Source organism: Paraburkholderia sp. GAS82 (assembly GCF_050436285.1).
GTDB classification, from domain to species: domain Bacteria; phylum Pseudomonadota; class Gammaproteobacteria; order Burkholderiales; family Burkholderiaceae; genus Paraburkholderia; species Paraburkholderia phenazinium_B.
The window spans coordinates 228089-241220 of sequence record NZ_JBNDLX010000002.1 but is presented as its reverse complement, the minus strand read 5'-3'; the positions used below and the strand labels follow the sequence as shown (position 1 = coordinate 241220).

Annotated in this window: 13 protein-coding genes; 11 read left to right on the top strand and 2 right to left on the bottom strand. The window is 62.3% G+C overall.

What is annotated here, in order from left to right; translation table 11 throughout:
- Position 1: 1 nt before the first annotated feature.
- From truA to P3T17_RS07375, 11 genes are all read left to right on the top strand, one after another.
- Complete coding sequence (truA, locus tag P3T17_RS07425) at positions 2-814, top strand: tRNA pseudouridine(38-40) synthase TruA (RefSeq protein WP_429406450.1); 813 nt, start codon at positions 2-4, stop codon at positions 812-814.
- Entirely contained in the window at positions 811-1539 is a 729-nt protein-coding gene (locus P3T17_RS07420) for a phosphoribosylanthranilate isomerase (protein ID WP_429405776.1), read from the top strand. Before truA ends, P3T17_RS07420 begins: the two co-directional genes overlap by 4 nt.
- Positions 1540-1599: 60 nt before the next feature.
- Complete coding sequence (trpB, locus tag P3T17_RS07415) at positions 1600-2793, top strand: tryptophan synthase subunit beta (RefSeq protein WP_074266605.1); 1194 nt, start codon at positions 1600-1602, stop codon at positions 2791-2793.
- A gap of 11 nt (positions 2794-2804) precedes the next feature.
- A complete protein-coding gene (locus P3T17_RS07410; protein WP_429405774.1) occupies positions 2805-3770 on the top strand; it encodes a DNA-methyltransferase in 966 nt (321 codons plus the stop codon).
- Positions 3771-3877: 107 nt separating this feature from the next.
- Positions 3878-4693 carry a tryptophan synthase subunit alpha gene (gene trpA, locus P3T17_RS07405; protein WP_429405772.1) on the top strand — a complete coding sequence of 272 codons (816 nt, stop codon included), beginning with the start codon at positions 3878-3880 and terminating at the stop codon, positions 4691-4693.
- An 82-nt stretch (positions 4694-4775) separates the two neighbouring features.
- Positions 4776-5648: an acetyl-CoA carboxylase, carboxyltransferase subunit beta gene (gene accD, locus P3T17_RS07400; RefSeq protein WP_074266602.1), complete on the top strand. Its 873-nt coding sequence runs from the start codon at positions 4776-4778 to the stop codon at positions 5646-5648.
- Between the two features lie 174 nt (positions 5649-5822).
- On the top strand, positions 5823-7136 hold the full coding sequence (folC, locus tag P3T17_RS07395; RefSeq protein WP_429405770.1) for a bifunctional tetrahydrofolate synthase/dihydrofolate synthase: 1314 nt from the start codon (positions 5823-5825) through the stop codon (positions 7134-7136).
- A gap of 29 nt (positions 7137-7165) precedes the next feature.
- Positions 7166-8077, top strand: coding sequence for an SPOR domain-containing protein (locus P3T17_RS07390; RefSeq protein WP_429405768.1), 912 nt, complete (start codon positions 7166-7168; stop codon positions 8075-8077).
- 7 nt (positions 8078-8084) lie between these two features.
- The gene (locus tag P3T17_RS07385) at positions 8085-8579 is read left to right on the top strand and encodes a CvpA family protein (RefSeq protein WP_074266599.1); all 495 of its coding nucleotides are present in this window, start codon (positions 8085-8087) and stop codon (positions 8577-8579) included.
- Between the two features lie 111 nt (positions 8580-8690).
- Positions 8691-10238 (top strand): amidophosphoribosyltransferase, encoded by a 1548-nt coding sequence (gene purF, locus P3T17_RS07380; protein ID WP_074266598.1) that lies wholly within the window; start codon positions 8691-8693, stop codon positions 10236-10238.
- A 334-nt stretch (positions 10239-10572) separates the two neighbouring features.
- Entirely contained in the window at positions 10573-11763 is a 1191-nt protein-coding gene (locus P3T17_RS07375; protein ID WP_074266597.1) for an O-succinylhomoserine sulfhydrylase, read from the top strand.
- A 39-nt stretch (positions 11764-11802) separates the two neighbouring features.
- Here the strand turns inward: P3T17_RS07375 and P3T17_RS07370 are convergent, their stop codons facing one another.
- Complete coding sequence (locus P3T17_RS07370) at positions 11803-12594, bottom strand: helix-turn-helix domain-containing protein (RefSeq protein ID WP_429405766.1); 792 nt, start codon at positions 12592-12594, stop codon at positions 11803-11805.
- A gap of 21 nt (positions 12595-12615) precedes the next feature.
- The gene (locus P3T17_RS07365) at positions 12616-12957 is read right to left on the bottom strand and encodes an FKBP-type peptidyl-prolyl cis-trans isomerase (protein ID WP_122157632.1); all 342 of its coding nucleotides are present in this window, start codon (positions 12955-12957) and stop codon (positions 12616-12618) included.
- Positions 12958-13132 lie beyond the last annotated feature (175 nt).

The following is a 13132-nucleotide window of genomic DNA, read 5'->3' as shown; positions in this document are numbered from 1 at the left end:
CGTGACACGGATTGCGTTAGGAATCCAGTACGACGGCTCGGCATTTTGCGGCTGGCAGTCGCAGCCGCACGGCAAGACGGTCCAGGATGCGCTCGAAAGAGCGCTCCGCGAATTTGCGCGGACGCCCCTGCAGACAGTGGTGGCCGGCCGTACCGATACCGGCGTGCACGGCCTCGGACAGGTCGTGCATTTCGACACCGAACTGGATCGTACGGATTTCTCGTGGGTGCGCGGCACCAATGCGTTTCTGCCCAAAACGGTCGCGGTTCAGTGGGCGAAGCCGATGCCGGAGACGTTCCACGCGCGCTTTTCGGCGTTCGAGCGGACCTATTACTACGCGCTGTACGTCCACCCGGTCCGCTCGCCGATGCTGGCCGAACGCGCCGGCTGGGTGCACACGCCGCTCGACGTCGAGGCGATGCGCGCCGCCGCCGCTTATCTGATCGGCGAGAACGATTTTTCAGCGTTCCGTTCGTCGGAATGCCAGGCGAAAACACCAGTCAAGCATCTGTACCAGATCGACGTGCGGCAGCAGGGCGACTTCATCCACTTCCGCTTCCGCGCCAACGCCTTCCTGCACCACATGGTGCGCAATCTGATGGGCTGTCTCGTGGCAGTCGGACGTGGGCGCTATCCTGCGGCGTGGATGGCCGATGTGCTGGCGAGCCGCGATCGCAATCAGGCCGCCCCTACTTTCATGCCTGACGGCCTATATCTCGCGCAAGTGGGCTATCCTCAGGAATTCGCGGTGCCCGCTGCGCAGGCGGCCAGTGTGCCGTGGAGTACCGTTTGGACCGAATCAGCGCAATCATGAATTCAACCACCTTGAACCAGCCGGCCGCGGCCGGTGCACCCCAGCAGCAGGGCGCGACGCAAGCCGCGGCGCCCCATCGGACCCGCATCAAGTTGTGCGGGTTGTCGAAGCCTGAGGACGTGGCCCACGCCATCGACCTCGGCGCGGATGCGATCGGCCTCGTGTTCTATCCGCCCAGCCCGCGCTCGGTCAATGTGGGGCAGGCGCTCGAACTGGTGCGGGACGTGCCGCCGTTCGTGTCGGTGGTAGGGCTGTTCGTGAACGCGTCGCCCGAGTGGATGCGCGAGGTGGTAAGCAACGTTCCGCTCACCCTGCTACAGTTCCACGGCGACGAGACGCCTCAGCAATGCGAGGCGCTCGCCAGCGTTGCGGGTTTGCCTTGGTTGCGCGCTTTGCGGGTTGAGGCCGATACTCAGCAAGCCGATTTGGTAAAATCGGCACTTAACTATGCAGCTGCCAGCGCTCTTCTGTTCGACACCCATGTCGAAGGCTATGGCGGCGGCGGGAAGGTTTTCGATTGGTCACTTATTCCAGCAGAGCTCGCGCGTCGGGCCGTTTTGAGTGGTGGGTTGAACGCGCAAAACGTCAGTGATGCGATTCATCGCGTGCGCCCGTACGCGGTCGATGTCTCGAGCGGCATCGAAGTAGCGGGCGCCAAGGGCGTGAAAGATCACGCCCGGATGGCGGCGTTCGTGCGCGCAGTGCGCGCGGCGGACGCAGAGTGATTGCGCCGGAGCCGGCCTCGCATGACGCGAGCGGTCCGGCACACTGAGAAGAGTGACACCATGTATAACTTGCCCGATGAACGAGGCCATTTCGGCCAATTTGGCGGCGTGTTCGTCGCTGAAACGTTGGTCCATGCACTCAACGAGCTGCGTGAAGCCTACGAAAAATTCCAGAAAGACCCCGAGTTCGTTGCTGAATACGAACGCGAACTGAAGCACTTCGTTGGCCGTCCTTCCCCGATTTATCATGCTCAGCGCTGGAGCGAACTGCTTGGCGGCGCTCAGGTTTTCCTCAAGCGTGAAGACCTGAATCACACTGGCGCCCACAAGATCAACAACGTAATCGGCCAGGCCCTGCTCGCCAAACGCATGGGCAAGAAGCGAGTGATCGCGGAAACCGGCGCGGGTCAGCATGGGGTCGCCACGGCGACCATTGCTGCCCGCTTCGGCATGGAGTGCGTGGTCTACATGGGTTCGGAAGACGTACGCCGGCAGGCCGCCAACGTGTATCGCATGAAACTGCTTGGCGCTACCGTTGTGCCGGTCGAATCGGGATCCAAAACGCTGAAAGACTCGCTCAACGAAGCGATGCGCGACTGGGTCACCAACGTCGAAAGCACGTTCTACATCATCGGCACGGTCGCGGGTCCGCATCCGTATCCGATGATGGTGCGCGATTTCCAGCGCGTGATCGGCGATGAGTGCAAGGTGCAGATGCCCGAACTGGTCGGCCGTCAGCCGGATGCGGTAATCGCGTGCGTGGGCGGTGGATCTAACGCGATGGGCATCTTTTACCCATATATCGACGACAAAGAAGTGCAGTTGATCGGCGTTGAAGCTGCCGGGGATGGCCTCGACACGGGTCGCCATGCGGCTTCGCTGATCGGCGGTAGCCCGGGAGTCTTGCACGGTAACCGCACCTATCTGCTGCAGGACGAAAACGGCCAGATTATCGAGACGCATTCGGTGTCGGCGGGTCTCGACTATCCGGGCGTCGGCCCGGAGCACGCCTGGTTGCACGAAACTGGCCGTGCGCAATACGTCGGCATCACCGACGAAGAAGCGCTCAAGGCGTTCCACGATTGCTGCCGGATCGAGGGCATCATTCCGGCGCTCGAATCGAGCCACGCGCTGGCCTATGCGGCCAAACTCGCGCCGACCTTGCCGAAGGACAAGTGCCTTCTGGTGAACCTGTCGGGTCGCGGCGACAAGGACATGCACACGGTCGCTGAGCGATCGGGTATCACGTTCTGAGCGCCGCGACGATGCGCGACGAGTTCGACGAGCCGCAACCGGCGATCGACGGCCCCGAGGCTGGAGCGACTGAGGCCGCGATGGCCGAGGCTGTAACAGCTCAAGCCGAAACGCCCCAGGTCGAAGCAACCGAGGCACCTGCATTGGCGTCTCCGGCTGCTTTGCCTGTGGGGCCCGCCGGTATTCAGCTCTTGAACCGCGATTTTCTGACCGATGTGGCGAACCTGCCGGATGCGTCGATCGACTTGATCCTTGCCGATCCGCCGTATGGGCTCGGCAAGGACTACGGCAACGACTCCGATATGCGTTCGGGCGACGACTTTATCGCCTGGACGCGAAGCTGGCTTGAGCTGGCGATCCCGAAGCTCAAGCCGTCCGGTTCGCTGTATATCTTTTGCACGTGGCAATACGCGCCGGAAATCTTCTGCTTTCTGAAGACTCGTCTCACGATGGTCAACGAGATCATCTGGGACCGGCGCGTGCCGAGCATGGGCGGCACCACCCGTCGCTTTACGTCCGTGCACGACAACATCGGCTTTTTCGCGGTGTCGAAGGATTACTACTTCGATCTCGATCCCGTCCGCATCCCGTACGATGCTATCACGAAGAAGGCGCGTTCGCGCAAGTTGTTCGAAGGCAGCAAGTGGCTGGAGCAAGGCTACAACCCGAAGGATGTCTGGTCGGTATCGCGCCTGCATCGGCAGCATGCCGAGCGGGTCGATCACCCGACCCAGAAACCTTTGGAGATCGTCGAGCGGATGGTGCTCGCGAGCTGCCCGCCGGGCGGTCGCGTGCTTGACCCGTTCATGGGTAGCGGCACCACGGCAGTCGCTTGCGCACGTCAGAGGCGCGAATTCGTCGGCTATGAAATTAATGAAAGTTACTGCGCGATAGCGCGTGAACGCGTCAGCGCGGCCGCGCCGGTTGCGCTGACCGAACCCGCCACGCCCGTTGCATCTGCGGATGTTGAAACCTGAGTTAACGCCCCCTAAGCGCGCATACAGCGCCGAACGGGTTGTAAAAATCAGGGAATAGGCTCCAAAAAGCTTCGAACGCGCAGCTAACTATTTTCGAGAAAATTTCCATGTCCCGTATCAAGAACACATTTGCAGCATTGGCTGCGCAAGGCAAGAAAGGACTGATCCCATTCATGACGGCGGGCGACCCGGATCCGGCTCGCACTGTCGAGTTCATGCACGCGCTGGCAGCCGGCGGCGCGGACGTGATCGAACTGGGTGTCCCGTTCTCCGATCCGATGGCCGACGGCCCGGTCATCCAGGCCTCGTCCGAGCGCGCGCTGGCGCATGGCGTCTCGCTGCGCCACGTGCTGGCCGACGTGAAGAGGTTTCGCGAGCGCGATGACAAGACGCCGGTGGTGCTGATGGGCTACGCCAATCCGATCGAACGGATGGGCGTTGAGGCGTTCGCTGCAGCGGCGCAGCAAGCCGGCGTGGATGGTGTGCTAGTGGTCGATTATCCGCCGGAAGAGTCTGTGATCTTCGCCGAAAAGATGCGATCTTCTGGCATCGACCCTATCTTTCTGCTCGCCCCCACGTCGACTGACGATCGCATCGCGGAAGTCGGCAAAATCGCCAGCGGCTACGTCTACTATGTGTCGTTGAAAGGGGTCACCGGAGCGGCAAATCTGGACGTTTCCAGCATCGCGAGTAAAATCCCCGCCATCAAGTCGCGCGTTCCCCTGCCGGTGGGCGTCGGTTTTGGCATCCGGGACGCCCAGACAGCGCGCTTGGTGGCCGAAGTCTCCGATGCCGTCGTGATCGGCAGCCGTATCGTGCAATTGCTCGAAAAAGCCGCACCGGAGACAGCCGCCGAGACGCTGACGCGTTTCATCGCGGAGATCCGCGAGGCGCTCGACGGCATTGGCGCGACCGCCCGATAACCGTTATTTTTTGTCTGCTGTAGGCTTGCGGCGGGGTTTATCCCCGCCGTTGTGCGTACCGAAGACCCAGGAAGGAATCACCATGAGCTGGCTCGACAAGCTGCTGCCACCCAAAATCAAGCAAACCGATCCGAAAAACCGTAAAGGGATTCCGGAAGGCCTGTGGATCAAGTGCCCGTCGTGCGAAGCGGTGCTGTACCGCAACGACGTGGAGGCCAATCTGCACGTGTGCCCGAAGTGCGACCATCACATGCGCATCGGCGCACGTGAGCGCCTCGACGGTCTGCTCGATCCGGAAGGCCGCTACGAAATCGGCCAGGAGATCCTGCCGGTCGACGCACTCAAGTTCAAGGACAGCCGCAAGTACCCGGAACGCCTGAAAGAGGCGATGGATGAAACCGACGAAACCGACGCGATGGTCGTCATGGGTGGCGCGATTCACACGCTGCCGTGCGTGGTGGCCTGCTTCGAGTTCTCATTCATGGGCGGCTCGATGGGTTCGGTAGTCGGCGAGCGCTTCGCGCGCGGCGCGCAGAACGCACTCGAGCAGAACGTGCCGTTTATCTGCTTCACCGCTTCGGGCGGCGCGCGGATGCAGGAAAGCCTGTTGTCGCTGATGCAGATGGCCAAGACCACGGCAATGCTGACCAAGCTGTCCGACGCCAAGCTGCCGTTCATCTCGGTGCTGACCGATCCGACCATGGGCGGTGTGTCGGCGAGCTTCGCGTTCCTCGGCGACGTGGTGATCGCCGAGCCGAAGGCGCTGATCGGCTTTGCCGGCCCGCGAGTGATCGAGCAAACCGTGCGCGAAAAGCTGCCGGAAGGTTTCCAGCGTGCCGAATTCCTGCTGACGAAGGGCGCGGTCGACATGATCGTCGATCGTCGCAAGCTGCGTGAGGAAATCGCGCGTCTGATGGCTCTGATGTCCCGCCAGCCGGCTGACGCGGTAGCCTGAACGAACGCAGCGAACGTAACGAACGCAACTGCCACACAGGCCTTCGATGCCGTGCCACACAGCACGGCAGTGTAAAAACAGCGCGCCGCGAGAGGTCATCAAGCGGCGCGCTGTCATTTCCGGGATAATCGCGGTCTCGCGCAAGTTCGCAACACCGCCTAACCGACGCAGCAGATGACCACCACATTCCCGACTCTCGACGCCTGGCTCAAGCACCTCGAATCCGCGCATCCGGTCGGTATCGACATGGGGCTGACGCGGATCAGCAAGGTGCGCGACGCGCTGCAACTGTCGTTCGACTGCCCGGTGATCACGGTGGGCGGCACCAACGGCAAAGGCTCGACGTGCGCGATCCTCGAAACGATCTTGCTGCGCGCAGGTTATCGAGTGGGTTGCCACACTTCCCCGCATCTCCTCACGTTCAACGAACGGGCGCGGGTAAACGGCGAGGTGGCGAGCGACGCCGACCTGCTGGCGCATTTCGAGGCGGTCGAAGCGGCGCGCCTGAGCCTCGCGGAACCGGTCTCGTTGACGTACTTCGAATTCACGACGCTGGCCATCATGCATCTGTTTGCCGCGAGCGGGCTGGATGCGGTCATTCTCGAGGTGGGCCTCGGCGGACGTCTCGATGCGGTCAACATCCTCGACGCCGATTGTGCGATCGTCACGAGCATCGACATCGATCACACCGAATACCTCGGCGATACGCGCGAGAAAATCGGCTTCGAGAAAGCGGGCATTTTCCGCCCCGGCAGGCCGGCGATCTGCGCGGACCCGGTGCCGCCGCAAACGCTGATTGACCATGCAGAAGCGATCGGCGCCGATCTATGGCTCTTCGGCCGCGATTTTCGCTATGAAGGCCAGGCCGGCAGCGAGCGTCAGCAATGGAGCTATGTGGGCCGCACGCTGCGCCGCTCGGCGCTCGCCTACCCGGCGCTGCGCGGCGCGAATCAGCTCATCAATACCTCCGCCGCGCTGGCGGGCCTCGAGGCTTTGCGGGACCGTCTGCCTGTTTCCGCGCAGGACATCCGTCTGGGTCTGGCGAACGTCGAACTGGCGGGCCGTTTTCAGGTGCTGCCGGGCAAACCGGCCATCGTCCTCGATGTTGGTCACAACCCACATGCTGCTGCAGTTTTATCGCAGAATCTCGGCAATATGGGTTATTTTCCGTACACGTATGCCGTATTTGGCGCGATGCGCGACAAGGACATCGCTGGCGTGATCGAACACCTGAAAGGCGAAGTCGCCCATTGGTGCGTAACCGGTCTGCCGAGCCCACGGGCGGCGTCCGCCGAGTTTCTCGACGCCACCCTGCGCGAGTGCGGTGTAACGGATGGTCCCGATAGCAGCATAACGCGGTTCGAATCGCCGGCCGAGGCTTTCCAAGACGCGCTAAAACGGGCCTCGGAGAATGATAGAATCGTGGTTTTCGGCAGTTTCTATACGGTAGCCGGCGTAATGGCCTACCGTAAATCGCAGCAACACTGAACGGGCGGCAGCCTCGAACCAAGCCATTCATGGGAATTTTCTCGTTCGGCAAGAAAGACGACACGCCTACCCGGCGTGGCGCAAATACGAGTTCCACCCGGGCCGCCCGTGGCGAGCGCGTGGAGCGGCGAGCCACCCGCCGCACGGAACGGCCTGACGCCGATGCAATGCTGCTCGACCCTACGTTGCCTGAAAAACAGCGCGCGCGTCGCCGCCTGGTAGGCGCGATAGCCATGGTGGTGGCAGCGGTCGTGATCCTGCCCATGGTGCTGGATTCGCATCCGAAACCTGTGACGGACGATATCGCCATCGATATCCCCACCCGTCCGGCGCCCAAAGCGGCCGCTGCCGATGAAGACACCCAGGCAGGTGTCGCACCTGATAATCCGGCCCCAGATAGCACAAATAGCGCACTCGCAGCCTCAGGCGTAGCGCCGGCTCCGGCCGCGCCCGCTCCGACAAACGCCATGACGCAGCAGGGCACGGCCGCTGCACCGGCGCAAGCCGGCAAGAGCAGCAAGTCGCAGGCGTCCGCTGTGGCGTCGACGCAAGTGCCTGCTTCGAAGAAGCCGTCTAAGCCGGCCCCTGCGCCGACTCAAAGCGCCGCCAACACGAACAATACGAACGCAACCGCGACCACAAGCAACCCCGACGCGGCCGCCGCAGATGCCGATTCCGGCACGCCGGCCTCGCCGCCGGGCAGCCGTTTCGCGGTGCAACTGGGTTCGTTCCCGGACGACGCGAGCGCGAAAGCCTGGACGTCCAAGTTGAAAGCAGCGGGAGTGCCCGCATATATCGAGCACAGGAAACAGGCTGACGGCACGACCCGTACGCTTCTGCGCGCAGGCCCGTTCGCTGACCGGACCGCCGCTTCGGCAGCGATTGCGAAGGTCCGTGAAGCCGGCCTGACGTCGGGCTCGAACAACGGCTCGGCACAGTAAGTCAGCGATGTTCACTGCCTTCGACTACGCTGTAATGGCGGTGATAGGTTTGTCGGCCCTGCGGGGCGGTTGGCGCGGTTTTCTGTCCGAGATATTCGGGCTGATCGGTTGGGTTGCAGCGTTTTTGATTGCCTGCCATTTCGTCGGCTATGTGGTGCCGTATATGCCCGCCAGGTGGCCGGGTGGCGCTTTGACTCAATGGCTGCTGGCTTTTGCCTTGCTGGTGATCGGCGTGATGCTGGTGGTGGGTGTCGCCAACGCGCTGTTGAGCCGGCTCGTGCAGGCGTCCGGTCTGAGCGGTGTGGACCGCTCGCTGGGCTTGATGTTCGGCCTCGTTCGCGGGGTCATCCTGGTGCTGATTCTGGTCGCCCTCGCAGGCCTGACCGAACTGCCCCAGCAGGAATTCTGGCGCAACGCCTTGTTGCGGCCCTACGCGGTCCAAGGCGTGCACGAACTGAAACCGCTGCTTCCCGAGACACTCGCTGCTTACGTCCGTGTGTGACGATCACAAGCCGGCGAGGCGTTGCAGGAAGTACGCAGGACATCGGCGCGACCCGGATGCTTCCCCGGCACCGGCCGCCGTCACGAATTTCGTACCTTTGAAGGACATGCCATGTGCGGCATCGTAGGCGTAGTTTCCCAATCTCCGGTCAATCAGCTGATCTATGACAGCCTGCTGCTCCTGCAGCACCGCGGTCAGGACGCAGCCGGCATCGCGACGGCGAACGGCAGCAATTTCCACATGCACAAGGCTAACGGCATGGTGCGCGACGTGTTCCGCACGCGCAACATGCGCAGCCTGCCCGGCAACACTGGCATCGGCCAGGTGCGGTACCCGACGGCCGGTTCGGCGTCGAGTGAAGAAGAAGCCCAACCGTTCTACGTGAACGCACCGTTTGGCATCATCCTCGCTCACAACGGCAATCTGACCAACTGGCAGCAACTGAAAGACGAGATGTTCCGCGTCGACCGCCGCCACATCAACACCAATTCCGATACCGAAGTGCTGCTCAACGTGCTCGCGCACGAACTGCAACTCTCCACTTCCGGCCTGCAAATCGATCCGGCATCTGTGTTCAAGGCGGTCTCTGGCGTGCATCGCCGCGTGCATGGTTCGTATGCGATCGTTTCGCTGATCGCCGGCTACGGCCTGCTGGCTTTCCGCGACCCGTTCGGTATCCGCCCGCTGTGTCTGGGCAAGCAGGAAACGGCGCATGGCGTGGAGTGGATCGTCGCGTCGGAATCGGTAGCCATTGAAGGCATCGGCTTCGAATTCGTGCGCGATGTGGCGCCGGGTGAAGCGCTGTTTATCGACATCGAAGGCAATCTGCATTCGCAACAGTGCGCGCCGAACGCGAGCCTGAATCCGTGTATTTTCGAACTCGTGTATCTCGCGCGTCCGGACTCGGTGCTCGATGGCGTGCCGGTCTACAACGTGCGTCTGCGCATGGGCGACTACCTCGCAGAGAAGATCAAGCGTGAACTGCCAGATGTGCCGATCGACGTGGTGATGCCGATTCCCGATTCGTCGCGCCCTGCGGCAATGCAGGTCGCCAAGAAGCTCGGTGTTGAATATCGCGAAGGCTTCTTCAAGAACCGCTACGTTGGCCGCACGTTTATCATGCCGGGCCAGGCTGTGCGCAAGAAGTCGGTGCGTCAGAAGCTCAATGCGATGGCGATCGAATTCAAGGGCAAGAACGTGCTGATCGTGGACGACTCGATCGTGCGCGGCACCACCTCGCACGAAATCGTGCAGATGGCGCGCTTCGCCGGCGCAAACAAGGTCATCTTCGCCTCGGCGGCGCCGCCGGTGAAATTCCCGAACGTCTACGGTATCGACATGCCGACGCGCGGTGAACTCGTCGCTCACGGCCGCACCGATGATGAAGTCGCACGCATGATCGGCGCGGATCACCTGGTGTACCAGGACGTCGAGGCGCTGAAGCAGGCTGTGCGCGACATCAACCCGGCGCTGAAGGAATTCGAAGCGTCGTGCTTCGACGGCAACTACATCACCGGCGACGTCACCACCGAGTATCTCGACCGCATTGAAACCGCGCGTCTCGCGCCATCGGCGCAATCGGACCGCGACACCGCCAGCGAAGCAATGGAAGGTGGTGCAGCGCGCTCGCAACTGCACCTGCAACTGTCGGTGGAGTAATCCATCGCATGAGGCGCGCGCGGGCCATGCAGATGCACGCCGCGCGCCACGCATGTTAGGATAATGGCTTGCGTCGATTTGATCTCAGCTTGCGGACGCGGGGCAACCCAAAACAGCTAAAGCGAACGGTGGAAATGTAGCAACCGTCCGCCGCCGCTCCAGCTTTCCCCCGCACATGAAGCCCGCTTATGCCGACGCAAAGCGGGCTTTTTTGTTGCCGGCGCATTTGACGTTCATTCAGCCTGACGATGGACGGCAAGCAATACGCGTTAAGCGCCGGTCTGGAAAACGTGGCAACACGTGACGACACGTGGAAAATGGAACTAGAACCAACATGGACGACTCCCTGAATTTCGACACCCTCGCAGTCCGCTCGGGCACGCTGCGCAGCGACTTCAACGAGCATTCGGAAGCGATTTTCCTGACGTCGAGCTTTGTGTTCACAAGCGCCGCCGACGCTGCCGAACGCTTCAAGAATTCCGAGGACAACTACACCTACTCGCGCTTCACGAACCCTACGGTCACGATGTTCCAGGACCGTCTGGCCGCGCTCGAAGGCGGCGAGGCCTGCATCGCGACGGCCTCGGGCATGAGCGCGATCATGTCGGTGGTGATGTCGGCGTTGCAGGCGGGCGATCACCTCGTCAGCTCGCGGAGCCTGTTCGGTTCGACGCTCGGCATGTTCTCGCAGATCTTCAGCAAGTTCGGCATTGTGACTACGTTTGTCGATCCGACGGATCTGGACGCGTGGAAAGAAGCCGTGCGTCCCGAGACGAAGATGTTCTTCCTTGAAACGCCATCGAATCCGCTGACCGAGATCGCCGATATCGAAGCGATCGGCAAGATTGCGAAGGCGTCGAACGCGCTGTTCGTGGTCGACAACTGCTTCTGCAGCCCGGCGCTGCAGCAGCCGTTGAAGCTCGGTGCGGACGTCGTGATGCATTCGGCCACCAAGTTCCTCGACGGCCAAGGCCGCGTGCTTGGCGGTGCGCTGGTCGGCTCGAAGCAGTTCATCATGGAAAAGGTGTTCCCGTTCGTGCGCAGCGCCGGGCCGACACTGTCCGCGTTCAACGCGTGGGTGTTGCTCAAGGGCATGGAAACGCTTTCACTGCGCGTTGAAAAGCAGTCCGATAACGCGCTGGAAATCGCCCGCTGGCTGGAAGCGCATCCGGCGGTGAATCGCGTGTTCTATCCGGGGCTGGAATCGCATCCGCAGTACGAAATTGCCAAACGTCAGCAGAAAGCCGGTGGCGCGGTTGTGTCGTTCGAGTTGAAGGGCGACACGCCCGAAGCGCAGCGTGCGAATGCATGGCGCGTGATCGACGGTACGAAGATCTGTTCGATCACCGCGAACCTCGGCGATACGCGCACGACCATCACCCATCCTGCTACGACGACGCACAGCCGCATCACGCCCGAAGCGCGTGCGGCAGCGGGCATTTCGGAAGGGCTGATTCGTCTGGCGGTCGGGCTGGAGAATGCGGGCGATATCCGCAACGATCTGGCGCGCGGCCTGGCGGGGTAAATCTCAGGTCGTAAGTTGTTTTCGGGCCCGCAGCTGGGGTCAGTGGCGCACGGCGCGCCATTGACCCGGCGCGAGCCCAAAACGCCGCGTAAAAGCGTGCGTATAGGCGCTTTGATCGCCGAAGCCGACATCAAGCGCGATATCGGTCAACGAATGCCGGGGATCCGCGAGCAGGGTGATCGAGGTATCGAGCCGCAGACGCTGCAGATAGCGATTCGGCGTCTCACCGAACGCTTCGATGAACAACTGATGGAAACGCCGCATGCCGAAGCCGCAATGCGCGGCAAGATCGGCGATGCGTAACGGCTCCGACAAATGCGCGCGTAACCAGCGGTCGATGCGTGCGAAGTCGAGACCTGCGCCCAGCGCGCCACTGACCGTCGCGGATCGCGTCGTACCGGCATCCGCCAGCATGGCCGCGCACAAACGCGCGGCGGCATCCCAGTGAAACCGCCGCGTGCTCACATCGTCGGCGGCCGGTGTGTGGCCCATCGCACTTGCGGCGATGCGATGTACAAGCTGCTTCAACGAAGCATCTACCGACACCGCTCGCGCGCGGTCAAACAAACGCTCCGGCACGGCCATCGACGCCGCGGGCAAATCGAGCACCAGTTGCCGGTTCTCGCCGATGCCCGCGTAGTCATGCTGCGCGCCCGCGGGAATCAGCCACGCCGAGCCTGAATCGATCTGCTGGCCGATGCCATCCACCGTCATCACCATCGCGCCGTCGAGCCCCAGCACGACCTGATGAAAGTCGTGCAGGTCCGTCGCTTCGATCGCACCATAACGGCGCAACGAAACGCTGGGGCCGGTGACGGCGGCGTGGCTCATCGGCAAGCAAGCGGGGAAAACTTAGACGTCGAGCAGTTCGACTTCGAACACGAGCGTCGCATTCGGCGGAATCACGCCGCCTGCACCGCGCACGCCGTAGCCGAGTTGCGGCGGAATCGTCAGCTTGCGCACGCCGCCCACCTTCATGCCCTGCACGCCTTCGTCCCAACCCTTGATGACCATGCCGCCGCCCAGCACGAACGCAAACGGATCATTACGGTCCTTGCTGGAGTCGAACTTCTGGCCGTCGGTCAACCAGCCCGTGTAGTGGACGCTGACGGTCTGGCCGGCTTTCGCTTCAGCGCCGGTGCCTTCGGTCAGATCTTCGTATTTAAGGCCGGAATCGGTAGTCACGGTCGACATGAGTTGCTCCTTGGGACAAGTCGTAAAAACCGACATTGTAGGCGTTTGAGGCGGCATCGCCCAGAACACCCGGGTTCTTGCCGGGCATGCGGCGCATGAGCGGACAGTGCGACGCATTGGCGACACAACTGCGTCCTGATTCGCGGGGGAGCGTGCCTATAATGAGGACTCTGTT